Here is a 22,095-nt window from a genome sequence, read left to right as displayed (position 1 = left end):
ATACCGGTAGTCCTGTCAGTGAGGAGGCCTCAGGCGGCTTTTTCCATCCGGGCGAGTTCGCAATGCGACCAGATCTCGGATAGCGCCTTGATCAGCCGGTCGATATCGCCGTCGCTGTGCACGGGTGAGGGCGTGACGCGCAGCCGCTCGGTGCCGACGGGCACGGTCGGATAGTTGATCGGCTGCACATAGATGCCGTGATTGTCCATCAGCCAGTCGCTGATCATCTTGCACTTCTTGGCATCGCCCACCATCACCGGGATGATGTGGCTCGGATTGTCGAGGTGCGGGATGCCCATCAGATCGAGCATGCGGCGTACCTGCGCAACGCGTTCCTGCTGCAATTCGCGCTCGGCGCTCGACTGCTTCAGGTGACGGATGCTCGCCGCTGCGCCTGCGGCCACGGCCGGGGGCAGGGCGGTCGAGAAGATGAAGCCGCTCGCAAACGAGCGCACGAAATCGATGAGGTTGGCCGAGGCCGCAATATAGCCGCCCATCACGCCGAACGCCTTGCCCAGCGTCCCTTCGATCACGGTGATCCGGTCCATCAGCCCTTCGCGCTCGGCAATCCCGCCGCCGCGCGGGCCATAGAGGCCGACCGCGTGGACTTCATCGATATAGCTCATCGCGCCGTGCTTTTCGCACACGTCGAGGATCTCGGCGATGGGGGCGATGTCGCCGTCCATCGAATAGACGCTTTCGAAGGCGACCAGCTTGGGCACTTCGGGGCCATATTGCGACAGCAGCTCGTCAAGGTGCTCCGCATCATTGTGGCGCCACACCTTGTAGGGCGCGCGGCTGTGGCGGATGCCTTCGATCATCGAGGCGTGGTTCAATGCGTCGGAGAACACGACGCAACCGGGGATCTTCGACGCCAGCGTGCCGAGGCCCGCCCAGTTCGAGACATAGCCGCTGGTGAACAGCAGCGCGGCTTCCTTGTTGTGGAGGTCGGCCAGCTCGGCTTCCAGCTCCACGTGATAGTGGTTGGTGCCCGAGATGTTGCGCGTGCCGCCCGCTCCTGCGCCGCATTCGTCGAGGCAGGAATGCATCGCGTCGAGCACCGCCGGGTGCTGGCCCATGCCGAGATAGTCGTTCGAGCACCACACGGTCACCGCCTGGGTTTCATCCTCGATGAAGCGGGTCGCGTGCGGGAACTTGCCACGGTGGCGCTTGATGTCGGTGAACACGCGGTAACGTCCGTCTGCGCGCACCGTATCCAGTTCGCCGGCGAAGAAGGCTTCGAAGTCCATGGGGTTTCCCTCTGTATCCATGATTATGTTCTCGAGTTTGGGTTGGTTCGCGCCGGGGCGCGTTTGGGCAGGGCCCAGCCCCACAGCATTCCGTCACGGAACGGCAGGGCCAGAAACAGGTGTTCGAGCACGCCCAGCAGGGCGAGCGTCGTCAGGAGGCTCGCACCGACCATCTCGGCGCTGCCCAAGGGCGCGGCGAGTGCCAGCGCGGCAAACCAGATGGTGACCCCGGTGAGGACCGCGATCGACATGATCAGCAGCCGCGTCATCCGGTTGGGGCCGAAATAGGTCTTCAGATAGGCGAGGTGATCGGGCAGCATCTCCGCGGTGGAGTTCGGCACGCCGACGAACAGGTTGATCTTCGAGATCAGCCGCATCGCGAACATCAGCACGAATACCGTAGCCCCGATCTGGTTGGGCACATTCCACGAGAGCGAGATCAACAGCAGCGCGGTGACGGCGAGAGCGACCTCGTGGTGCATCATCGTCGCCGCCGCCTGGCGGAAGCGAGCCATTCCGGTCAGCCGGGGATCGGCCAGACCGCGGCGCGGGCCTGCAGCAGCCCCGGTGAGGAAGGACAGTTCATGCCAGCCCCACACCATCAGCGCGCCGCAGAAAGCGAGATAGACCGCCCATACCTCGGCCGAGAGCGAGGCGAAGAGGATGACAATCAGCCCGGCGATCCCGGCAACACTGCCGATCATCAGGCTGCGCGAAAAGGTCGTCCGCTCGCGGTTGTCGGCCCACGCGATCAGGCCGGTGGCGATAAACCAGATCGCCACCGTCACCATGAACGGCACAATATGGCCGCTCCAGCTTACCATGCAGGCTGCAGCCGGATCGAACGCGGCAGGGCGTTCGCTTTGGGCGCCATCAGATACATCCGCGCAAAGGCCAGGCCAGCGCCGGCCATGCCGGAGGCGCGGGCGATGAGGCCGCCGATGCCACCGCGGGCCTTGCCATCCTCGATCCGCTCCGCCGCAAGGCGCAAGACTTCCATCTGGCGGCGGAATGCGGGTGCGTCGATGTCGAGCTCGACCGGGAAGACCTGACGGGCAATCTGGTTGCAGATCGCGAAGACCTTGTAGTCATACTCGGTCGGATTGACCCCCAGCGCCTTGTGGAAGGCCGGGCGGTTGTGATCGCGCACATACATCGTAGCGTAGACCGACAGCAGGAAGAAGCGCACCCACAGCTTGTTGGCGCCTTCCAAAAGCTTGGGATCGGCGCGCAGCAGCATGGCAAAGGCCTCGCCGTGGCGGAACTCGTCGTTGCACCATTCCTCGAACCAGTCGAAGATCGGGTGGAACTTGTGCTGCGGGTTGGCGGCGAGGTGACGGAAGATCGTGATGTAGCGCGCATAGCCGATCTTCTCCGACAGATAGACCGCGTAGAAGATGAATTTCGGCTTGAAATAGGTGTATTTCTTGGTGCGCGTCAGATAGCCTAGATCGACCCCGATCCCGGCATCCTTGAGGCTTTCGTTGATGAACCCGGCATGGCGGCTTTCATCGCGGGCGAGAAGGCGGAACAGCTGCTTCACATCGGGGTTCTTGGTGCGCTTGGCGATTTCGGCATAGAGCACGCAGCCCGAGAATTCGGAGGTCATCGAGCTGACGAGGAAGTCGGTGAATTCCTGCCGCAGTTCCGGCTCCAGCCCCTCGATCACGCCCCTGAAGCTGTCATTGTGCTTGAAGTGCAGCTTGTTGGGATCGCCCACCATGTCGGCGATCAGCTCGTCCCATTCGCGCCGCACGAGGCTGACGTCGATCGCGTCCAATGCCGCGTAATCGGTGGTGTAGAAACGCGGGGTCAGCATCGTGTCCTGCGTCGCGATGGCCATCGCCTCCTCGCTGGTCATCGGCTTGTAGGCGTTCATTTGATCCTCCCGGCGTTGAAGCTGATTTCATAGAGTTCGGTCAGGTCGAAATAGGCGGCGAGCCGGGTGAGCGCGCTCGCCAGCGGGCTGGCGCGGGTCACGGTGGCGCGGCGCTCGAACACCTCGCGGCTGCCGAAGGGGATGGAGATGGGCGCGCCGTGGACGCGCACCTTGTCGCCCGGCTGGATCGCGATCTCGTCGGACAATTCGACATGGGCGTGGAAGTGCTCCGAGCTCTGCTCGACCGTAATCGTGCAGGGCGTCTCGAAGGACTGTGACGACAGGAAGGCGATACCCATCAGCGCGCCTCCGGCTTGGGCAGCATGGCGGCAAACACCGCGCGGTTGACGCCGCCGAAGGAGGAGGTCTCGACGCTCTGCCCGGTCACCGGGTCCCTCAGGGTGAGGTCGCCATTGTTCCATTCGATCAGTTCGAAGGCCACCGCAGGGCCCTCTCCGCGGATCTTGCGCTGGTAGACAAGGCTGCGCACGCTGGCGCGCACAAAGCCGCCGTCGCCCTGGCCGAAGCTGCTCAGCACTTCGCCGGTCGCTCCGTCCTCGACCCGCACTGTGCCGTCCGGCTCGTCAAAGAAGCGCAAGGTGCGCTGGGCGAGGGGTTTCACCCCCGCTTCGGCGCGCGCCACTTCGGGCACGGCGCTGCGTTCAAAAAAGCCGAGCTGGACCGAGGCGGTCAGCGCCAATGCGCCAAGGATCATCCCGCCCATCAGCATCAAGGGCACCTTGTGGACGGTGACCTCGTCTTCCTCGTACTCGCGAACGATCATGCGGGGGCTCCCTCCATTCCCGTGTCGCCCATGCCGGACTCGCCCTTGCGGCGGAGCATGGCGGTTCGGGCCATGGCAGGCACTGCGACAGGGGTGTGGTGCACGGCCGGGCCGGCTTCATCCTTGATCTCGGTCAAATTCCGCTCGATCGCGCCGAACTTCGCGCGCGCCTCGGCAATCATCTGTGCAAGGGCTGCCGCATCGGGCACGGCGCGCAGCATCGGCTGCGGATGGGCATAGCGCAGCGGGCGCACATGCGGCCACAGCAGGACATAACCGAGCAGTCGCTCTTCGCCTGCGAGTTCGAAGGCGATATCGCCGTGGCCCTGGCCGCGGTCACGCAGCTGGGCCGATTTCACCTGCTTGAGCGGCAGATTGATGCGCGTTTCGATCGCCATGCCGATGCGCATGATGAGGCGCGCGTCGGTGAGGATGTAGAGCGTGGTCCGTGCGCTGTGCCAGGCCAGCCCGTAGAGCAGCGCGACCAGCACCACGCCAAGCCCGGCGGCAACCACGGCTGCGTTGATATTGCCAAGCCCGAGCGCAATCACGCTGAGCGCGGCCATATAGAGCCCGAGCTTGCGGGTGTGGAACGCGCTGCGGGCGAAGAACCCCACCGACGGACGGCCCTTCCACAGCACCTTTTCATCCGGTGCGGGCGTGCCGAGCCGGTCGCCATGGGCGGTGGGCCCATCGTTCTCCAGCTCGGCATGATCAATGCCGCCGGGCAGCGGCGATGCGCTCGCTGGCCGGTGGTCGGCGTTCGTCAGAGCCACGGTTCGGCCCTTTCCGGCGTGGCATACATGTAGCCGCCGCCGAAGTAGGCCTGCACGCGGTCTTCCTCGTAGCGGCTGATGATGCCGGGGGTTTCGAGCGCGGGCACATCGTCGAACTGAGCGGCGGTGATCGCGTCGATCTCGATATACTGCGGATCGTCGTTGGTGGTCGGCAGCAGCGCGGCGATCAGGCTGTTGCCGTGCACCACGGCGACCATCATCGGGGCGAGCACCTTCTTGCCGCTATTGGTCTCGACTTCGAGATAGCGGATGATGTGTTCCGACTGATCGACCCAGATGTCGCTGACCTTGCCCGCGGTGACGCCATCGGCGGCAACCACCGGCCAGCCGATCAGCTGCGGGTCATTGGGCGAGACGATCAGCTCGTGGCTCTGCGCGATGGGAACGATGCGCGGGCGGCCGTCGAAGGTGAGATCGGGATACTTCGACCGGTTGGCCCATGCGGCCGGGCCCATGCCGTCCTTCATCGCATTGCCGGTCGGCACCCAGGGGGCACCGGCGGCGCGGAAGGACTGCACGCCGGGCACGTTGATGTCGTCGCGGGCGACATCCTCGGGCACATAGGTGCCGCGGCCATCGGGCAGCTGGAAGCTCTTCTTGCCGGCATCGAACAGGCTGCCGGGGTGGATCTTCCCGGTGTTCTCGTCTTCGAGCGGATAGCCTTCGCGGCGGCTTTCGCGGTTGAGGTAAAACACCAGCGCGATGAAGAAGCCGAAGAACATCAGGAAGGCGAGTTCGGCGACATCGAATGTGCCGACGATATAGGCAGCGTTCATTTCACATTCCTCTCATGGAACAAGACCGGCTGAGGCGGAGCCGGGGTAGAGTGGCGGGACGGACGGGCACGGGTAATCATGTCGGAAACTCCCTCAGGCCGAAGGGCTGGACCAGCGGTTCGCCATCTTCGGGAGCATGGGTGCGTTTCTGGCCGACGAGCGGCCCGAGCGCGGCGAGACCTGCCAGAAGCAGGACAACTTCGAGAGAATAGACAGTTGCATAGCCGCTGGCGCGCGTGGCGGTGCTGGCGGCGGCATCACCGCTGCCCACGAGCGCTGCGACCAGATCGCGCAGCAGGCCGCCGATCGCGATCCCGGCGCCCGCGCAGGTCGCCTGCACCGCGCCCCAGGCACCGAGCGCCAGGCCTGCGGTCTCGCTCTTGGCGATGCTCATCGCCTCCATCAGCGTGCCGACCGAGAACAGTCCGAGCCCGAGCCCGATGCCCATCGCGCCGCAATAGAGCATCGCGGCCATGTTGAAGGGGCCGGCGAAGAGCACGAGCAGGAAGGCGTTGATCCCGATCACAAGGCCCGCGCCGGCGAGCCGCAACTGGTCCCACCCGCGACCGAGAAGCCGGCCCGAGAGCATGAAGCCGACCAGCGAGCCCAGCGCCCAGGCCCCCGTCAGTGCGGTGGTCGCGCCCACCGACAGGCGCAGGATTTCGCCGCCATAGGGTTCGAGCAGCGCGTCCTGCATCGCAAAGCCCATCGCTCCGATGCCGATTGCGGTGAGCAGGCGGGCGTTACGCCCGTCCCGCACGAAGGCCTGCCACAGTTCGCGGAAGTCGGGCGTTTCGCGATCAGGCGCGGTCGCCTTGGGATTGCGCGCTTCCTGCTTCCACAGGGCCGTGACATTGAGCACGATGGTCAGCACCGCAGAGCCCTGGATCACCTGCACCAGCCGGGTGGGGCTGTAATCGGCGAGCAGCCCGCCGATGATGAAGGCGGCAAACATCATGCCGACCAGCAGCATCACATAGAGCAGCGCCACGGCACGCGGGCGCTTGTCTTCGGGGGCAAGATCGGTGGCAAGCGCGAGGCCCGCCGTTTGGGTAACGTGAAAGCCCACGCCGGTCAGCAGGAAGGCAGCCGTCGCGCCGAGGAGGCCGATGTTGAAATCCTCGGGCGTATCGAGCAGCAGCAGGGCAAAGGGCATGATCGCCAGCCCGCCGAACTGCATCAGCGTGCCGAACCAGATATAGGGCACACGACGCCAGCCGAGCACCGAGCGGTGGGTATCGGATTTGTGCCCGACCAGCGCGCGGAACGGCGCGGCCAGCAGCGGCACCGCGATCAGCAGCGCAACCAGCCATGTCGGCGTGCCGAGCTCGACCACCATCACCCGGTTCAAGGTGCCATTGAGCAGCACCATCGCCATGCCCACCGACACCTGAAACAGCGCCAGCCGCAACAATTGCGGCAGTGGCAGATCCGCGCTGGCCGCATCGGCAAAGGGCAGCATCTGGAAAACCAGTGCTGTCCAGTGCTGCGGGGCAGGGCGGTCCGGACGCTTCATCCGTGTCTCACCAGTTCCAGCGCCTGCGAGGTGTAGAACCCGCTGGAAATGCGCTGGGTGCGCCCCACGCTCCAGCCGGACAGCGCGACGAGGCGTGCGCGCAGATCATCCTCGGCCACCGGAACGATGGCGGGGGAGCGATCCGACTTCGGGAAGGCCTTGCCGATATTGTGCATTGCCGCCAGCAGCGTGGTGCGCGGGGCGAAGGTGAAGGTGATCGTGCCGGTGGTGCGCTGCGCCAGTTCGGCGAGCGCCGCCACGAGATCCTCGGGCTGGTAATGGATCAGCGAATCCATCGCCACCACATGGGCAAAGGTGCCAAGGCCGGGATCGAGCATATCGCCCGAGCGCCAGTGGATCCGTCCGTGGCCGATGAAGGAGGGCGTGCGCTGCTGCGCCACCTCGACCAGCCCTGCGGCAACGTCGATCCCGGTAACTTCCGCGCCGCGGCAGGCGGCCGCGATCGCGAAGGCGCCGGTGCCGCATCCGGCATCGAGCACGCGGGTGCGGCGCAGGTCCATGGGCAGCCAGTCGAGCAGGACATTGCGCATCGCCTCGCGTCCGGCGCGCACCGTGGCGCGGATGCCGCTGACCTTGGCGTCCGAGGTGAGATCAATCCACGCCTGGCGCGCGGTGCTGTCGAAATAGGTCGCCAGCGCCTCGCGGCGGGTGTCGTAATCGTTGGGGAGCCGCGTCGCCATCACTCGAACCCCAGGAAGTCGAAGATGTCGCGGTCCTTCATCGGCTGGGCCGCCGAAGGCTCCACCCCGTCCCACAGCATCTGCGCGAGCCGCAGATATTCGTTCTGGGCGGCGACGACCTCGGGATCATCGCCCATTTCGAACAAGGTGCACTTCTTGAGGCGCGAGCGGCGGATCGCATCGACATCGCGGAAATGCGCGAGACGCTGCATGCCGATCTTGTCGCAGAAGCGATCGATCTCGTCGGTCTCGCGGCTGCGGTTGGCGACCACGCCGGCAAGCCGCACGTCATAGTTCTTCGACTTGGCACCGATCGCCGCCACGATCCGGTTCATCGCGAAGATGCTGTCGAAGTCATTGGCCGCCACCACGATCGCGCGTTCGGCGTGTTGCAGGGGCGCAGCAAAGCCGCCGCACACCACATCGCCCAGCACATCGAAGATCACCACGTCGGTCTCTTCGAGCAGGTGGTGCTGCTTCAGCAGCTTCACCGTCTGCCCGACGACATAGCCGCCACAGCCCGTGCCCGCCGGAGGCCCGCCCGCCTCGACGCACATCACGCCGTTATAGCCTTCGAACATGTAGTCTTCGGGCCGCAGTTCCTCGGAATGGAACTCGACTGTTTCTAGCACGTCGATCACCGTCGGCATCAGCTTCTTGGTGAGGGTGAAGGTGCTGTCGTGCTTGGGATCGCAGCCGATCTGAAGCACGCGGTGGCCGAGCTTGGAGAAGGCGGCCGACAGGTTCGAGGAGGTGGTCGACTTGCCGATCCCGCCCTTGCCGTAGACGGCGAACACCTTGGCGCCCTTGATCTTGTCCGACGGGTCAAGCTGGACCTGGACCGAACCTTCGCCGTCTGCCGGACTGAAGCCTGATTTGGGACTATGCAGATTCATTGGTTACGATCCCTCGTTGTCATTCGCCCGCGAACACGCCTTCAAGGCGGTCCTCGAGCTCGTCATTGGCTTCGCGCAGAGCGGCGAGTGTGGCTTCGTCCGGCTCCCACAGGTGGCGGTCGCAGGCTTCGAGCAGGCGGCTGGCCACCCGCGCTGAAGCCTTTGGGTTGAGCGCCGAAAGTCGGCGGCGCATTGTCTCGTCGAGCACGAAAGTCTCGGAGATTTTCTGGTAGACCCACGGCGCGACCTGCCCGGTGGTGGCCGACCATCCCAGCGTGCTGGTCACATGGCCCTCGATCTGGCGCACGCCTTCGTAGCCGTGCTCGAGCAGGCCTTCGAACCACTTGGGATTGAGCGTGCGGGTGCGCGCTTCCAGATCGATCTGTTCGGCGAGCGTGCGCACCTTGGTGTTCCCGCGGGTCGCATCGAGGATGTAGACCGGGGTCTCCGCGCCCTTGGCCCGCGCCACCGAACGGGTGACGCCGCCGAGGCCATCGACATATTGATCGACGTCGTTGATGCCGAGCTCGACGCTTTCGAGGTTCTGGTAGGTGAAATCGACCTGAGCGAGCACGCTTTGCAGCAATTCGCGCTGTTGCACCGGCTTGCCCGAAACCCCGTAGGCAAAGCCCTTGTTGACTTCGAAGGCATTGGCGAGCTCGTCCGGGTCGGCCCAGACACCGCCTGCGATCATCTGGTTGACGTTGGCGCCGTAGGCCCCTTCGGCATTGGAGAAGACGCGCAGCGCCGCAGTTTCCATGTCGCAGTCGTGCTTCTCCATCTGCGCGAGCGTGTGCTTGCGGATGAAATTGGCTTCGAGCGGCTCGTCGGCAGCGCTGGCGAGCAGCGCAGCTTCGGCCAGCATGCGGGTTTGCATGGGGAGCAGATCGCGGAAGATGCCCGAGAGCGTCATCACCACATCGATGCGCGGACGGCCAAGCTCGGCGAGCGGGATCAGCTCTGCACCGGCAAGGCGGCCATAGGTGTCACGGCGGGGCCGGGCACCCATAAGCGTCATCGCTTGGGCGATCTGGACGCCCTCGGACTTCATGTTGTCTGTGCCCCACAGCACCATGGCGATGCTTTCGGGGAAGGACTCGCCGCTCTCGACATGGCGCGCGATCAGGCGCTCGGCCTGTTCGCTGCCCATGCGGCAGGCAAAGGCGGAAGGGAGGAGGAAGGGGTCGAAGCCGTGGATGTTGCGCCCGGTGGGCAGCACATCGGGGTTCACCACTACATCGCCGCCGGGCGCCGGCGGGACATAGCCGCCATCGAGCGCATGGATCAGCGAAGCCATTTCGTCCGAGGAATCGAGCTTGGCGGCCAGCACGGCGCGATCGGGCGTGGGGCCATCGTGGCTGCCCGCTTCCATCATCGCATCGAGCATGTCCTCGCGCTCGGCACCTTGCGGATTGCTTCCGAACACGTGCAGGCCATGCGGGATCAGCGATTGCTCGATCTCGTAGAGCTTTTCCGTCAGCCCGCCGATGTCCTCGCAGACAATGTCGAGCGCCTCGCACTGGTCGGCGATCAGCAAGGCGAGATCGGCGCGCTCTTCAGCGTGGGCTTCGTCATCGATGGTCGCGCGCCAGCGTTCAACACTGGCCTTCAGTTCGGACAGGCCCTTGTAGAGGCCCGCCTGCGCCAGTGCCGGGGTGAGATAGCTGATCAGGGTCGCGCCCGAGCGGCGCTTGGCCAGCATCCCTTCCGACGGGTTGTTGGCGGCGTAGAGATAGAAATTGGGGGTGTCGCCGATCAGCCGGTCGGGCCAGCACTTGCCCGACATGCCGGCCTGCTTGCCCGGCATGAACTCGAGCGCGCCGTGGGTGCCGAAATGCAGGATCGCGTGCGCGCCGAAATCCTCGCGCAGCCAACGGTAGAAGGCGCTGAAGGCGTGGGTCGGGGCAAAGCTGCCTTCGAACAGCAGCCGCATCGGATCGCCCTCATAGCCGAAGCCCGGCTGCACGCCGATGAAGACTTTCCCGAAATGCGCACCCTGGATGAGGATATGCCCGCCATCGGCGAGCTGCTTGCCGGGGGCGGGGCCCCAGGCGGCTTCGATCTCGGCCAGATGCGGCTCGCGCGCGACGTGTTCGTCGGCGGGGATGCGGTGGGCGACATTGGCGTCGGTGCCATAGCGATCCGCATTGCCCTTCAGCAGCGCCGCGCGCATCGCATCGAGGCTTTCGGGCACTTCGACATCATAGCCCTCGGCCTTGAGGCGCCGGAGCGTTGCATAGAGCGATTCATGCACCGCCATGAAGGCGGCGGTCGCGGTCGCGCCCGAATTGGGCGGGAAGTTGAAGACGACGATGGCGAGCTTGCGGCTCGCGCGCTCGGCGCGGCGCAGGCGGATCAGGCGGACGGTCTTGGCGGCGAGCGCCTCGGCGCGGTCAGGGCAGGCCTGCATCGGCTTGGCTTTGTCCGATGCGGGGCGCGGACACTGGCGGTCGCAGCCATTGCAGCACGGGCCGGAATTGCCCGCGCGCCCGCCGAAGACGTGCGGCACGGTCGAACCATCGAGCTCGGGCAGGGCGACCATCATGGTGGATTCGAGGGGCAGCAGGCCCTGCGGGCGGTGCGCCCAGTCCTCGATGGTCTGGAACTCGATCGCGTGGGCGGCGATGTAGGGCAGATCGAGCTTGCCCAGCACCTCGCGCGCGGCGGCCGCATCGCTATAGGCCGGGCCGCCCACAAGGCTGAAGCCGGTGAGGTTGACGACCGCGTCCACCGTGGGCCGGCCATCGGGGCCGATAAAGAACTGCTCGATCGCGGGGCGCGCATCAAGGCCGCTGGCGAAGACCGGAATGACCTTCAGCCCGGCACCCTCGAAGGCGGCAATCGCGCCGTCATAATGCGCGCTGTCGCGGCCCAGGAGGTAGGAGCGCAGCAGGATCAGGCCAACCGTGCCCTCGCGTCCCTTGGCAGAGGGAAGCAGGCGCAGGCTTTCGGAAATGCGCTGCTGGGTGCGCGGGTGATAGACCCCGGTTTCGGGATATTCGAGCGGGGCGTCAGCCTTGGTGACGCCGCGGCGATCGCTCCGCTCACCGGCGGCATAGCGATCGATCAGCGCGCGGACCATCGCCACCACGTTCTCGTCCGAGCCCGCCAGCCAGTATTGCAGCGTGAGGAAATAGGCGCGCACATCCTGCGCGGTGCCGGGGATGAAGCGCAGGATCTTGGGCAGGCGGCGCAGCATCTTCATCTGCCCGGCACCCGAATTGGGCTTGCCGTCCTTGCCCGAAGACCCGCGCAGCTTCTTGAGCAGCGCGAGCGGGCCTTTCGCGGGGGCATCCATGCGGTAGCCGCCCATCTTGGTGAGCCGCACCACTTCGCCCGCGCTCATCAGGCACACCATCGCATCACAATCCTCGCGCCGCGCTTCGAGCGCGGGGAGGATCATGCGGATGTGATCGTCGAGGAACAGCATCGTGGCGATCACGATGTCGGCCTCGGCAATCGCGGCCTTGACCTTTTCGAGCTCGATGGCGTCGCTGCCCCAGTCGGCAGCCGCAAAGAGGGCAAGGTCGATGCCTTCCGGCCCAAGCACCGCATCGGCCCGATCGACTGCGCCCTTCAGGTGATTGTCGAGCGTGATGATCGCCACCCTGACGGGGGCCTGTCCTTCGTGCGACGGGGCGGAAGGGACACTACCGTGCATAGTGCGCCTTGGCGTCGTAGAGCGTTTCGAGATCGATTTGCCGGCGCCCTTCGGCAGCCGCGAAATTCTCGGTGTTCCGGCGGGCCTTGCCGCGCACGAAGAAGGGGATCTTCTTCAATTCGCGCTCGGCCTCTGCGGTCCACAGCGAGCCGGGTTCATCGGTCATCGCCGGAGCTGGGATATCTTCGACCGGCGCTTCGGAGAGGGTATCGACCACCATCTTGCGCGGGGAATGGGCCGCGTGGTGCGATGCGCCGGCTTCATCCGAGAATTCGAAATCCTCGCGAAACATGGTGAGCAGGTGCTCTTCCAGGCCCATCACCAGCGGGTGGACCCAGGTGTCGAAGATCACGTTCGCGCCCTCGAAACCCATCTGGGGCGAGTGGCGCGCGGGGAAATCCTGCACGTGCACCGGCGCGGAGATGACCGCGCAAGGAAGGCCGAGGCGCTTGGCGATGTGGCGCTCCATCTGCGTGCCCAGCACCAGTTCGGGGCAGGCCGCGGCAATCGCATCCTCGACCGCGAGGTGATCGTCGGTGATCAGCGGTTCGACCCCGCACAGGGCCGCCTCGGCCCTGATCTCGCGGGCGAATTCGCGGTTGTAGCAGCCCAGACCGCACACCTCGAAGCCCAGCTCCTCACGCGCGATCCGCGCGGCGGCAACCGCATGGGTCGCGTCGCCGAAGATGAAGACGCGCTTGCCGGTGAGATAGGTCGAATCGACCGATCGGCTCCACCACGGGAGCCGTGAAGAGGTGTCGCCGAGGGCAGGCGTGGGATCTGCACCTGCCAGCTCGGCGACGTCGGCGATAAAGGAGCGGGTGGCTCCTACGCCGATAGGGATGGTTCGCACACAGGGTTGAGCGAAAGTGCGCTCAAGCCAGCGGGCGGCCTCATCTGCGATTTCGGGATAGAGGACGATGTTGAAGTCGGCGGCGCCGATCGACTTGATGTCCTCAGGTGTGGCGCCCAGCGGAGCGACAAGGTTCACCTCGACGCCGAGGGCATCGAGGATCTTGCGGATCTCGACCAGATCGTCGCGGTGGCGGAAGCCAAGCGCGGTCGGGCCGAGAATATTGGCGCGCGCCTTGCGGCCCTCACGCGGTTCGCGCACCAGCGACGTATCGGCAAGGTGCCGCACGATCTGGTAGAAGGTCTCGGCCGCGCCCCAGTTTTCCTTGCGCTGGTAGCTCGGCAGTTCGAGCGGGATGGCGGGGCAGGGCAGGTCCATCGCCTCGGCAAGGCCGGCCGGATCGTCCTGGATCAGTTCCGCGGTGCACGAAGCGCCGACGATGATCGCCTGCGGATTGAAGCGGCTGACAGCCTCGCGCGCGGCATCCTGGAAGATCTGCGCAGTATCCTTGCCCAGGTCGCGGGCCTCGAAGGTGGTGTAGGTGACCGGCGGACGCTTGCCGCGCCGCTCGATCATCGTGAACAGCAGGTCCGCATAGGTATCGCCCTGCGGCGCGTGGAGCACGTAGTGGAGCTTCTCCATCGCGGTCGCCACGCGCATCGCGCCGACGTGCGGGGGGCCTTCATATGTCCAGACTGCCAATTGCATCGCCTAGACCTCCAGCATGTCCCGGCGCCGCAGCGGCCGGGCAAAGAGTTCGGCGAGATCGGCGGCTTGGTCAAAACCGTGAATCGGCGAGAAGACGAGTTCGATCGCCCACTTGGTGGTGAAGCCCTCGGCCTCGAGCGGATTGGCAAGGCCAAGCCCGCAGACAGTGATATCGGGCCGGTCAGCGCGCACGCGGTCCAGCTGGCGTTCGACATGCTGGCCTTCGCTGATGCGCACCTCAGGGCCGAAGCTTTCAAGCTCGCGCGCAAGGTGCGCACGGTGGAGATAGGGCGTGCCGACTTCGACCAGTTCCATGCCGAGTTCGTCTTGCAGGAAGCGCGCGAGCGGCACTTCGAGCTGCGAGTCCGGCAGGAAGCTGATGCGCTTGCCGGAGAGCTGAAGGCGGAGTTTCGACAGGGCCAGCCGCGCCCGTTCGCGTCCCGGAGCGATGACAGCCTCAAACGCGGCATCGTCGATCCCGAATTCCTGCGCTGCGGCGCGCAGCCAGCTGGAGGTGCCTTCCGCGCCGAACGGGAACAGCGCATCGAGCCGCCTGGCCCCGCGCCCTTCGAGCGCCATCGCGGTCTCGCCGAGGAAAGGCTGGGCGAGCAGATAGCGGGTATTGGCGCCGACCGAGGGCAGATCGCGGGCATTGCGCGCGGGCAGACAGCCGACCTTCGCGATACCCATCTGCGCTAAGAGACGCAGGAACTGGTCTTCTACAATATCGGGCAGGCTGCCGACGATCAGCAGCTCCTTGGGCGCGTCGGCGGCACTTGCGGGCATCACCGGCACCAGCGCGGACAGGCAGGCGTCCTCGCCTTGTGTGAAGGTCGTCTCGATCCCGCTGCCCGAATAATTGAGGATGCGCACACGCGGCATGTGCACCGCGCCGAGGCGTTGGGCGGCCTTGGCAAGATCGAGCTTGATCACTTCCGAAGGGCAGGAGCCGACCAGGAACAGCGTCTTGATGTCAGGGCGGCGTTCGAGCAGGCGGTTCACCACCCGGTCCAGCTCGTCCTGCGCATCGACCATGCCGGCAAGGTCACGCTCTTCCATGATCGCAGTGGCAAAGCGGGGTTCGGCAAAGATCATCACGCCGGCTGCCGATTGCAGCAGGTGCGCGCAGGTGCGCGAGCCGACCACAAGGAAGAAGGCGTCCTGCATCTTGCGGTGCAGCCAGATGATGCCGGTGAGGCCGCAGAACACCTCGCGCTGGCCGCGCTCGCGCAGGACCGGGCGTTGGGTGTCGGCAGCGGGACGAGCCAGCTCTGTTGCGCAGCCATCGAGGACGTCGAGAGCGTTCATGCCGCTACCGCCTGTCCGATTGTGCTGCCTTCGAGCCGCGCCATGCGAAGCTTCCACAGGAACTGGCCGGCGTTGATGACATAGGCGCCGTAGCCCGCGAGCGCGACCAGCAGGCGCTGCTCCAGCGTGCCGTAATTGCCGAGCAGCAGCACAAGATAAAGCGTGTGCAGCGCCAGCACGAGCATCGAGAACACGTCTTCCCAGAAGAACGATTCGGCAAACAGCCATTTGCCGAACACCACTTTCTCCCAGATCGAGCCGGTGACCATGATGGTGTAGAGCACCAGCGTCTTGATCACGATCGAGACGTCGGCAGCATATGCGCCCTCGCCAGTGGTAAGCGTGCGCAGCACCAGGCCGAGGCTGATGAGGAAAACGAGGAACTGGAGCGGGGCCAGAACGCCCTGAACGATGGTCCAGACCGACTCGTCGCGCCGCACCCGCTGGTCAGCAGTGTAGAGCGCGCGGCTCTTCCCTCTTTGCTGGCCCGCCCCCTTAACCGTGACTGTCGCCGTGGTTGCAGGTTCGACCGGGGATGCCTGATCCTTCCGAGTCATTAGATGCGTTAGCCTTTTCTCTCAGACTCGGAGACTACGCCTGTTCCAACACAGGTGTCAATCTAATTGGACGTTCACAACTGTTGACGTTTTTTGATGCCGAGGTGGCGTCATTTGCGCCCGAGAGCAAAAAGGCGTAGGGGAGATTCGCTGGTTTAAGGGATCGGACCAAGGGCGCGGCGCGTGGCTGCGCTCACTACCTCCTGCGGAAGGACATCCGCATGACCTGGGGAGGGTCCGAGGAATGGGTGATTCCAAGGCTTCTGGCATGTTTGAGGCCGGCTCGGCGGTTCTTCGGGAGGTGATTGCCGCCCCGCTTGAACGGGTTCGCCGTAGGGTTTCGGGCTCTCGCGAGGAGTCGCGCGATTCGGTCAATGCCATGATCGAAAGCGAAATCATCCCGCGCCTGTTGATGGCGCATGGCTCCGGTACTTCCCAGCCCAAGACCAAGCGCAACCGCCCGATCGACCCCGAGGATGCCTCGCGCTTTGCGATTCTCCCGCTCAGGCTGGAGGCGGCGAGCCTGCTTGACGAGGTAGACGGCTTCATCGCCGAAGGCTCCAGCGTCGAGACCATCTGCCTTGACCTCCTCGCCCCTGCCGCCCGCATGCTGGGCGAGATGTGGGACCGGGACGAGATCGATTTCCTCGATGTCACCATGGGCCTGTGGCGCCTGCAGGAAGTGATGCGCGAGATCGCTGCGCGCTGGCCTGCCGATCTGCCCGAACTCAACGTCCCGCGCAGCGCGCTGTTCTCCCCCATGCCGGGCGATCAGCACAATTTCGGCACGCTCATGATCGAGGAAGTCTTCTCCCGCGGCGGCTGGCAGAGCGAGGCGCTGGTCCGGCCCGAACGGCGCGATCTGCTCGACCGGCTCGCCCAGCGCCCCTTCGACCTCGTAGGATTGACGCTCGCCCGTGATTGCCCTAGCGCCGCCCTCGCAAACCTTATCAAGGCCATGCGCAACGCTTCCGCCAATCCCGCCATTGTCGTGTTTGTCGGAGGCCGCATGATCAATGAAAACCCGGGCATGGTGAAAGATGTGGGGGCAGATGGGACAGGCTCGGATGCGCTCTCGGCGCTGGACATGGCCGAAGCCCTGATGAAGCGTTCTCCCTCCAGCAGCCAGCACCAGCGTTAGGTCCGGCCCGGCATGCTCACCCGCAAACACAGCATTGATGGCAAGAACCCCTTCGAACGGGCGGCCGACCTATTCCAGACGCTGGATGCCGATGCGGCGATGAAGCTGGCGATGGTCGCCGGCGATGTCACCCTGGTGCTCGACGATACCGGAACGATCCTCGATGCGGCCTATGATCCGCGCGAATTCCCGGCCTTTGCCGGCTGGATCGGGGCCAACTGGATCGAGACGGTGACCGACGAAAGTCGTCCGAAAATCATGGAGATGCTCGCAGGCGCCCGGCGCGGCGAGGTGCAGCACTGGCGCCAGGTCAACCACCCCTCGCGCGAGGGCGATGTGCCGATCCGCTATGCCGTGCTCAGCGTCAATGGCGGGGCCCATCGCATCGCTTTCGGGCGTGATCTGCGCGAAGCGGGCAAGCTCCAGCAGCGCCTTTTGCAAGTCCAGCAATCGCTTGAACGCGACTACCTCAGGATGCGCCAGCTCGAAGCGCGCTACCGCATGCTGTTCGAACGCTCGGCCGAGGCGGTGCTGATCATCGAGGCCGCCACGCTCAAGATCCGCGAGGCCAATCCGGCCGCGCATACGCTGATCGGCGCAAGGACGGGGAGCTTGCCGGGCAAGAAACTGCCGAGCGTGCTCGACAAGATTTCGCTCGATGCCTTGCAGGGCCTCGTGGGCGCGGCGCTGGTGTCCGATACGGTCAGTCCGGTGCGCATCCGCCTGTCGCGCGGCGCGCGCGAAGTGATGGCCACGGTAACCGGTTTCACCCAGGATCGCGGCCAGTTCCTGCTGGTCCGGCTGGTGCCCGCCAACGAGCGGGCGATCCCGGCTGCCTCGCCCCTGTTGGAGCTGGTCGACCAGATGCCCGATGCCTTCGTGGTGGCGGACAGCAACCTCGAAATCGTCACCGCCAATGCCGCCTTTGTCGAGCTGCTTCAGGCCGCCAGCGTCGATCAATTGCGTGGCCGCCACCTGTCGGAATCGATTGGCCGTCCGGGCATTGATCTCGATCTCATCGAAGGCCAGATCGATCAGCACGGGGCGGCGCGCAATGTCTCCACCGTGCTGCGCGTGGGCCATGATGTTGACGGCGAACCGATTGAATTGTCAGCAGTTCGTACCTCAGGCGAGGACGCGCATTATGCCTTCGTCATCCGCCCGATCGGCCGCCGCCTGCGCGATCTGCCGCCCGGTGCGCAGGAGCTGCCGCGCTCGGTCGAACAGCTCACCGAGCTGGTCGGCCGGATGAGCCTGAAGGATATCGTGCGCGAGAGCACCGACCTTATCGAGCGTCTGTGCATCGAAGCCGCGCTTTCCTACACCTCGGATAATAGGGCATCTGCGGCTGAAATCCTCGGCCTCTCCCGGCAGAGCCTCTATTCCAAGCTCCATCGCTACGGGCTTGGCAATCTGGCGGGCGACAACGACTGATCCTGCGGGGCCGAAAACCGCGGCCCGCGTAGGACAAAATCACCAACCGCAAAGCACCCCCCGAACTGCGTCCAACTGCACCCCTAAAGGGGGTCTGGAGGGGGTCTAGAGGGGGTCAAGCAGGGGGCAAAACCGGCTTTGGCGGCGGTTTTGGCCACATCCGCCATTTTGCCCCCGAAAATCCAACATTGGTCATCCAACAAGGCAGGCGTGATTGACACGCCTTTTCCAACATTTGTGCAAAACACCCCCAAAATCGGACATTGTCGGATTTACACTGTCAAAACAATTTGACGCATAAGCCTGTCAGGCATAGCCTTGCGTCATGGAACATTCGGTGCCTTCGACTCAAGCAAGCCCGGTTCCCGGAAGCCTTCCTCGCTTGCGGCCCGGTCCGCGAGACGTGCTCGAACTTCTCAAACCCATCACATGGTTCCCGCCGATGTGGGCCTTCATGTGCGGCGCGGTTTCGTCCGGCGCCGGGCTGGAGGGGCGCTGGTGGTTCGTCGCGGGCGGGGTGCTGCTGGCCGGGCCGCTGGTTTGCGGCACATCCCAGGCGGTGAACGACTGGTTCGATCGCCATGTCGATGCCATCAACGAACCGCACCGCCCGATCCCCTCGGGCCGCATCCCGGGGCGCTGGGGGCTCTATATCGCGATTGTCGCCAGCCTCGTTTCGGCGAGTGTCGCATGGCTGCTCGGCCCGCTGGTGTTCGTCGCCGGATTGGTCGGCCTCGGCTTTGCCTGGGCCTATTCCGCCCCGCCGCTGCGCTTCAAGGCCAATGGCATGCTCGGCCCGCTGGTGTGCGGGCTGACCTATGAGGGGCTCTCGTGGTTCACCGGCGCCACGGTGATGCTGGGCGCGATGCCGTCTGTCCCGGTCATCTGCGTGCTGGTGATGTATTCGCTGGGCGCGCACGGAATCATGGTGCTGAACGACTTCAAGGCGGTCGAGGGTGACCGCCAGACCGGCCTCACCTCGCTGCCCGTCACGATGGGGGTGGAGCACGCCGCGCGCTTTGCCTGCGTCACCATGGCAAGCGCACAGATCGTGGTGATCGGCCTGCTGGCGGTGTGGGGCTACCTCTATTCCGCGCTCGCCGTCAGCGTTGTGCTGGCCGCGCAGATTGCCGCCATGCCGCGCCTGATCCGCGATCCGGCGGGGAAGGCCCCGTGGTACAACGGCGTGGGCGTGACGCTTTATGTGCTGGGGATGCTCGCTGCGGCGCTCGGCCTCGGGGGTTATATCTGATGCACGGGCCTGCCGCCTCCTTGCCGGTGCAGACCAGGGGCTTCGGCTGGATTGCGATCATCCGCATCGGGCTGGTGCAGGCGGCGATCGGCGCGCTGGTGATGATGGCGACAACCGTGCTCAACCGGCTGATGATCGTCGAATTCAAGCTGGCTGCGGCCATCCCGGCCGGGCTGGTGGCGTGGCATTATGCGGTGCAACTGGGCCGGCCTTTCTGGGGCCACGGCTCGGACAAGGGCCGCGCCCGCACGCCGTGGATTATCGGCGGGCTGGCGGTGCTGGCGGGCGGATCGCTGCTCGCGACCCAGGCGACGCTGATGATGGGCGGCAATTTCCCTGCGGCCTTCACGCTCGCGGTGTTTGCCTATGCCATGATCGGCGTCGGCGTGGGGGCAGGCGGCACCTCGGCCCTGGCGCTGCTGGCGAGCGGGGTCGCGCCCGAAAGGCGGGCGGCTGCCGCAGCGGTGACATGGATCATGATGGTGGGCGGCATCGTCGCTTCGGCCATCACGGTGGGCATCCTGATCAAGCCATATTCGCCGGAGCGTGTGCTCGAAGTGGCAGCAGGCCTTGCAGCTGTGATGGTGGTGGTGACAGTGCTCGCCACTGTCCGGCTGGAGCGGCAGGCGGGCCATTTCCGCGACGAGGCCAGCGATGCGCCCGCGCCCGATTTCCGCGCCGCGCTCTCCGAGATCTGGCACGAGGCGGCCGCGCGGCGGTTCACCATCTTCATCTTCGTCTCGATGATCGCCTTTTCGATGCAGGACCTGATCCTCGAACCCTTTGCGGGCCTCATCTTCGACATGGCCCCGGGGGATTCGACCAAGACGGTCGGCCAGTTCCATCAGGGCGGCATTCTGATCGGCATGATTGTCGCAGGGATCGGCGGCAGCGCCTTTTCCGGCGCGCGCGCGCATGGCCTCAGGCCCTGGGTGGTGGGCGGATGCCTCGCCTCGGCGCTGGGGCTGGGGGCTTTGGGCCTTGCTGCGGTGAACGGGCCGCCATGGCCGCTCGGACTCAATCTCTTCGTGCTGGGCTTCGGCAACGGCGTGTTCGCGGTCGCGTCGATCGGCTCGATGATGGGGCTGGCGGGCGCGGGCGAAAAGACGCGCGAGGGTGTGCGCATGGGCGTGTGGGGCGCGAGCCAGGCGATTGCCTTCGGGCTGGGCGGATTGCTCGGCGCGCTCGGGCTGGATGCAGCGCGCGCAGGCCTGGGAGATGACGGCGCGGCGTTCCAGCTGGTGTTCGCCATCGAGGCCGGGGCCTTCGTGCTCGCGGCGATCCTCGCAATCAAGGCGACGGGGGAGGCGGCGATGCGCATGGGCGCAGCGCAGGCCAAGAGGGAGGTCTATGCATGAACGAGACGATCTATGATGCGGTCATCATCGGCGGCGGGCCTTCGGGTTCCACGGCCGCGACCGATCTGGCGCTGGCGGGCCATTCGGTGCTGCTGATGGAGCGCGGCGGGCGGATCAAGCCCTGCGGCGGCGCGATCCCGCCGCGGCTGCTCGCCGATTTCGACATTCCCCAATCGCTGCTCGTGGCGAAGGCCCGTTCGGCACGGATGATCGCGCCCTCGGGCCGGGCGGTGGACATGCCGGTGGGCGAGATCGGCTATGTCGGCATGGTCGACCGCGACGAATTCGACGAGTGGCTGCGCGAGCGGGCGCGTCATTCGGGGGCGGAGCGTCTCTCCGCGACCTTCGAGAAGATCGAGCGCGATGATCGCGCGCATCCCATCGTCACCTTCCGGCGCGAGCGGGGCGGGCCGATCGAGAGCGTGCGCGCACGGGTGGTGATCGGCGCGGACGGCGCGCGCTCGGCAGTCGCCAAGCAGTGCCTGCCCGGCGCCGAGCGGGTGCCTTGCGTGTTTGCCTATCACGAGATCATCAAGTCGCCCGAGGGCAGCACCGAGGCTTTCGATCCCTCGCGCTGCGACGTGTTCTATCAGGGCCGGCTTTCGCCCGATTTCTACGCCTGGGTCTTCCCCCATGGCCACACCGCGAGCATCGGGGTGGGAAGCGCCAACAAGGGCTTCTCCCTGCGCAGCGCGATCGCGCGGATGCGCGATGATCTGGGGCTGGAGCGCTGCGAGACCGTGCGCCGCGAGGGCGCGCCGATCCCGCTGAAGCCGCTGAAGCGCTGGGACAACGGCGCGGATGTGATCGTCGCCGGCGATGCGGCGGGGATTGTCGCCCCGGCATCGGGCGAGGGGATCTATTACGCGATGGTCGGCGGGCGGCTGGTGGGCGAGGCGGCGAGCGCCTTCCTGCGCACCGGCGAGGCCAAGCAGCTGCGCACGGCGCGCAAACGTTTCATGAAGGAACACGGCACGGTGTTCTGGGTGCTGGGGATGATGCAGTATTTCTGGTATTCGTCCGACAAGCGGCGCGAGCGGTTTGTCACCATGTGCGACGACAAGGATGTGCAGGAACTGACCTGGCAGGCCTATATGCACAAGAAGCTGGTGCGCGCCAAACCCATGGCGCACGTCAAGATTTTCCTGAAAGACACCGCCCACTTGCTGGGCCTGAGACCGGCGACCTGAGGCGATGGGCGGGCCATTGCAGCTTGGGCGAGGG

The 22,095-nt window shown here is 65.6% G+C and carries 19 protein-coding genes; 5 read left to right on the top strand and 14 right to left on the bottom strand.

Translation table 11 applies throughout. The features are described from left to right. Nucleotides 1-29 precede the first annotated feature (29 nt). The 14 genes from hemA to bchF all read right to left on the bottom strand — a co-directional run bounded on the left by hemA (nucleotide 30) and on the right by bchF (nucleotide 15,686). Nucleotides 30-1,250, bottom strand: coding sequence for a 5-aminolevulinate synthase (gene hemA / locus RSE14_RS06585; protein WP_324076473.1), 1,221 nt, complete (start codon nucleotides 1,248-1,250; stop codon nucleotides 30-32). A gap of 23 nt (nucleotides 1,251-1,273) precedes the next feature. Then, nucleotides 1,274-2,074: a putative photosynthetic complex assembly protein PuhE gene (gene puhE / locus RSE14_RS06580; RefSeq protein WP_324076471.1), complete on the bottom strand. Its 801-nt coding sequence runs from the start codon at nucleotides 2,072-2,074 to the stop codon at nucleotides 1,274-1,276. Next, a complete protein-coding gene (gene acsF, locus RSE14_RS06575; protein ID WP_324076469.1) occupies nucleotides 2,068-3,129 on the bottom strand; it encodes a magnesium-protoporphyrin IX monomethyl ester (oxidative) cyclase in 1,062 nt (353 codons plus the stop codon). Before acsF ends, puhE begins: the two co-directional genes overlap by 7 nt. Continuing rightward, the gene (locus RSE14_RS06570) at nucleotides 3,126-3,428 is read right to left on the bottom strand and encodes an O2-dependent cyclase accessory protein (protein WP_324076466.1); all 303 of its coding nucleotides are present in this window, start codon (nucleotides 3,426-3,428) and stop codon (nucleotides 3,126-3,128) included. Before RSE14_RS06570 ends, acsF begins: the two co-directional genes overlap by 4 nt. Continuing rightward, the gene (puhC, locus tag RSE14_RS06565) at nucleotides 3,428-3,913 is read right to left on the bottom strand and encodes a photosynthetic complex assembly protein PuhC (RefSeq protein WP_324076465.1); all 486 of its coding nucleotides are present in this window, start codon (nucleotides 3,911-3,913) and stop codon (nucleotides 3,428-3,430) included. The genes RSE14_RS06570 and puhC overlap by 1 nt, the downstream gene beginning before the upstream one ends. Then, a complete protein-coding gene (gene puhB / locus RSE14_RS06560; RefSeq protein ID WP_324076463.1) occupies nucleotides 3,910-4,689 on the bottom strand; it encodes a photosynthetic complex putative assembly protein PuhB in 780 nt (259 codons plus the stop codon). Before puhB ends, puhC begins: the two co-directional genes overlap by 4 nt. After that, nucleotides 4,680-5,486: a photosynthetic reaction center subunit H gene (gene puhA, locus RSE14_RS06555; RefSeq protein WP_324076461.1), complete on the bottom strand. Its 807-nt coding sequence runs from the start codon at nucleotides 5,484-5,486 to the stop codon at nucleotides 4,680-4,682. Before puhA ends, puhB begins: the two co-directional genes overlap by 10 nt. Nucleotides 5,487-5,562: 76 nt before the next feature. Then, entirely contained in the window at nucleotides 5,563-7,002 is a 1,440-nt protein-coding gene (locus tag RSE14_RS06550; RefSeq protein WP_324076459.1) for a BCD family MFS transporter, read from the bottom strand. Continuing rightward, complete coding sequence (bchM, locus tag RSE14_RS06545) at nucleotides 6,999-7,703, bottom strand: magnesium protoporphyrin IX methyltransferase (protein WP_324076458.1); 705 nt, start codon at nucleotides 7,701-7,703, stop codon at nucleotides 6,999-7,001. The genes RSE14_RS06550 and bchM overlap by 4 nt, the downstream gene beginning before the upstream one ends. Further along, nucleotides 7,703-8,599, bottom strand: coding sequence for a ferredoxin:protochlorophyllide reductase (ATP-dependent) iron-sulfur ATP-binding protein (bchL, locus tag RSE14_RS06540; RefSeq protein ID WP_324076456.1), 897 nt, complete (start codon nucleotides 8,597-8,599; stop codon nucleotides 7,703-7,705). Before bchL ends, bchM begins: the two co-directional genes overlap by 1 nt. A gap of 19 nt (nucleotides 8,600-8,618) precedes the next feature. Then, nucleotides 8,619-12,260: a magnesium chelatase subunit H gene (locus RSE14_RS06535; protein WP_324076454.1), complete on the bottom strand. Its 3,642-nt coding sequence runs from the start codon at nucleotides 12,258-12,260 to the stop codon at nucleotides 8,619-8,621. Continuing rightward, nucleotides 12,250-13,821, bottom strand: coding sequence for a ferredoxin:protochlorophyllide reductase (ATP-dependent) subunit B (gene bchB / locus RSE14_RS06530; RefSeq protein WP_324076452.1), 1,572 nt, complete (start codon nucleotides 13,819-13,821; stop codon nucleotides 12,250-12,252). The genes RSE14_RS06535 and bchB overlap by 11 nt, the downstream gene beginning before the upstream one ends. Nucleotides 13,822-13,824: 3 nt before the next feature. Continuing rightward, entirely contained in the window at nucleotides 13,825-15,129 is a 1,305-nt protein-coding gene (locus RSE14_RS06525) for a ferredoxin:protochlorophyllide reductase (ATP-dependent) subunit N (protein WP_324076450.1), read from the bottom strand. Beyond that, nucleotides 15,126-15,686 carry a 2-vinyl bacteriochlorophyllide hydratase gene (gene bchF / locus RSE14_RS06520; RefSeq protein WP_324076448.1) on the bottom strand — a complete coding sequence of 187 codons (561 nt, stop codon included), beginning with the start codon at nucleotides 15,684-15,686 and terminating at the stop codon, nucleotides 15,126-15,128. The genes RSE14_RS06525 and bchF overlap by 4 nt, the downstream gene beginning before the upstream one ends. A 379-nt stretch (nucleotides 15,687-16,065) precedes the next feature. Here bchF and RSE14_RS06515 point away from each other — a divergent pair, with 379 nt between their 5' ends. The 5 genes from RSE14_RS06515 to RSE14_RS06495 all read left to right on the top strand — a co-directional run bounded on the left by RSE14_RS06515 (nucleotide 16,066) and on the right by RSE14_RS06495 (nucleotide 22,061). Continuing rightward, on the top strand, nucleotides 16,066-16,827 hold the full coding sequence (locus RSE14_RS06515) for a cobalamin B12-binding domain-containing protein (protein WP_324076446.1): 762 nt from the start codon (nucleotides 16,066-16,068) through the stop codon (nucleotides 16,825-16,827). Between the two features lie 12 nt (nucleotides 16,828-16,839). Beyond that, nucleotides 16,840-18,261 (top strand): transcriptional regulator PpsR, encoded by a 1,422-nt coding sequence (gene ppsR, locus RSE14_RS06510; protein ID WP_324076444.1) that lies wholly within the window; start codon nucleotides 16,840-16,842, stop codon nucleotides 18,259-18,261. 403 nt (nucleotides 18,262-18,664) lie between these two features. Continuing rightward, nucleotides 18,665-19,513, top strand: a complete 849-nt coding sequence (gene chlG / locus RSE14_RS06505; RefSeq protein ID WP_324076442.1) for a chlorophyll synthase ChlG — start codon at nucleotides 18,665-18,667, stop codon at nucleotides 19,511-19,513. Next, on the top strand, nucleotides 19,513-20,871 hold the full coding sequence (locus RSE14_RS06500; protein ID WP_324076441.1) for a BCD family MFS transporter: 1,359 nt from the start codon (nucleotides 19,513-19,515) through the stop codon (nucleotides 20,869-20,871). The genes chlG and RSE14_RS06500 overlap by 1 nt, the downstream gene beginning before the upstream one ends. Beyond that, nucleotides 20,868-22,061, top strand: coding sequence for a geranylgeranyl diphosphate reductase (locus RSE14_RS06495; protein WP_324076440.1), 1,194 nt, complete (start codon nucleotides 20,868-20,870; stop codon nucleotides 22,059-22,061). Before RSE14_RS06500 ends, RSE14_RS06495 begins: the two co-directional genes overlap by 4 nt. Nucleotides 22,062-22,095 lie beyond the last annotated feature (34 nt).

Source organism: Erythrobacter sp. (assembly GCF_035194505.1).
Classification (GTDB): domain Bacteria; phylum Pseudomonadota; class Alphaproteobacteria; order Sphingomonadales; family Sphingomonadaceae; genus Erythrobacter.
Note: the sequence above shows the minus strand (reverse complement) of the source record. Positions and strands in the feature narration are given on the sequence as shown.

Bases quoted from the DNA above. Each gene is read 5' to 3' on its own strand.
- RSE14_RS06550 (WP_324076459.1), bottom strand. From the start codon at position 7,002: ATGAAGCGTCCGGACCGCCCTGCCCCGCAGCACTGGACAGCACTGGTT.
- RSE14_RS06525 (WP_324076450.1), bottom strand. From the start codon at position 15,129: ATGAACGCTCTCGACGTCCTCGATGGCTGCGCAACAGAGCTGGCTCGT.
- puhE (WP_324076471.1), bottom strand. From the start codon at position 2,074: ATGGTAAGCTGGAGCGGCCATATTGTGCCGTTCATGGTGACGGTGGCG.
- bchB (WP_324076452.1), bottom strand. From the start codon at position 13,821: ATGCAATTGGCAGTCTGGACATATGAAGGCCCCCCGCACGTCGGCGCG.
- RSE14_RS06500 (WP_324076441.1), top strand. From the start codon at position 19,513: ATGCACGGGCCTGCCGCCTCCTTGCCGGTGCAGACCAGGGGCTTCGGC.
- acsF (WP_324076469.1), bottom strand. From the start codon at position 3,129: ATGAACGCCTACAAGCCGATGACCAGCGAGGAGGCGATGGCCATCGCG.
- RSE14_RS06515 (WP_324076446.1), top strand. From the start codon at position 16,066: ATGATCGAAAGCGAAATCATCCCGCGCCTGTTGATGGCGCATGGCTCC.
- hemA (WP_324076473.1), bottom strand. From the start codon at position 1,250: ATGGACTTCGAAGCCTTCTTCGCCGGCGAACTGGATACGGTGCGCGCA.
- ppsR (WP_324076444.1), top strand. From the start codon at position 16,840: ATGCTCACCCGCAAACACAGCATTGATGGCAAGAACCCCTTCGAACGG.
- bchL (WP_324076456.1), bottom strand. From the start codon at position 8,599: ATGAATCTGCATAGTCCCAAATCAGGCTTCAGTCCGGCAGACGGCGAA.
- puhA (WP_324076461.1), bottom strand. From the start codon at position 5,486: ATGAACGCTGCCTATATCGTCGGCACATTCGATGTCGCCGAACTCGCC.
- RSE14_RS06535 (WP_324076454.1), bottom strand. From the start codon at position 12,260: ATGCACGGTAGTGTCCCTTCCGCCCCGTCGCACGAAGGACAGGCCCCC.
- bchF (WP_324076448.1), bottom strand. From the start codon at position 15,686: ATGACTCGGAAGGATCAGGCATCCCCGGTCGAACCTGCAACCACGGCG.
- bchM (WP_324076458.1), bottom strand. From the start codon at position 7,703: ATGGCGACGCGGCTCCCCAACGATTACGACACCCGCCGCGAGGCGCTG.
- RSE14_RS06570 (WP_324076466.1), bottom strand. From the start codon at position 3,428: ATGGGTATCGCCTTCCTGTCGTCACAGTCCTTCGAGACGCCCTGCACG.
- puhC (WP_324076465.1), bottom strand. From the start codon at position 3,913: ATGATCGTTCGCGAGTACGAGGAAGACGAGGTCACCGTCCACAAGGTG.
- RSE14_RS06495 (WP_324076440.1), top strand. From the start codon at position 20,868: ATGAACGAGACGATCTATGATGCGGTCATCATCGGCGGCGGGCCTTCG.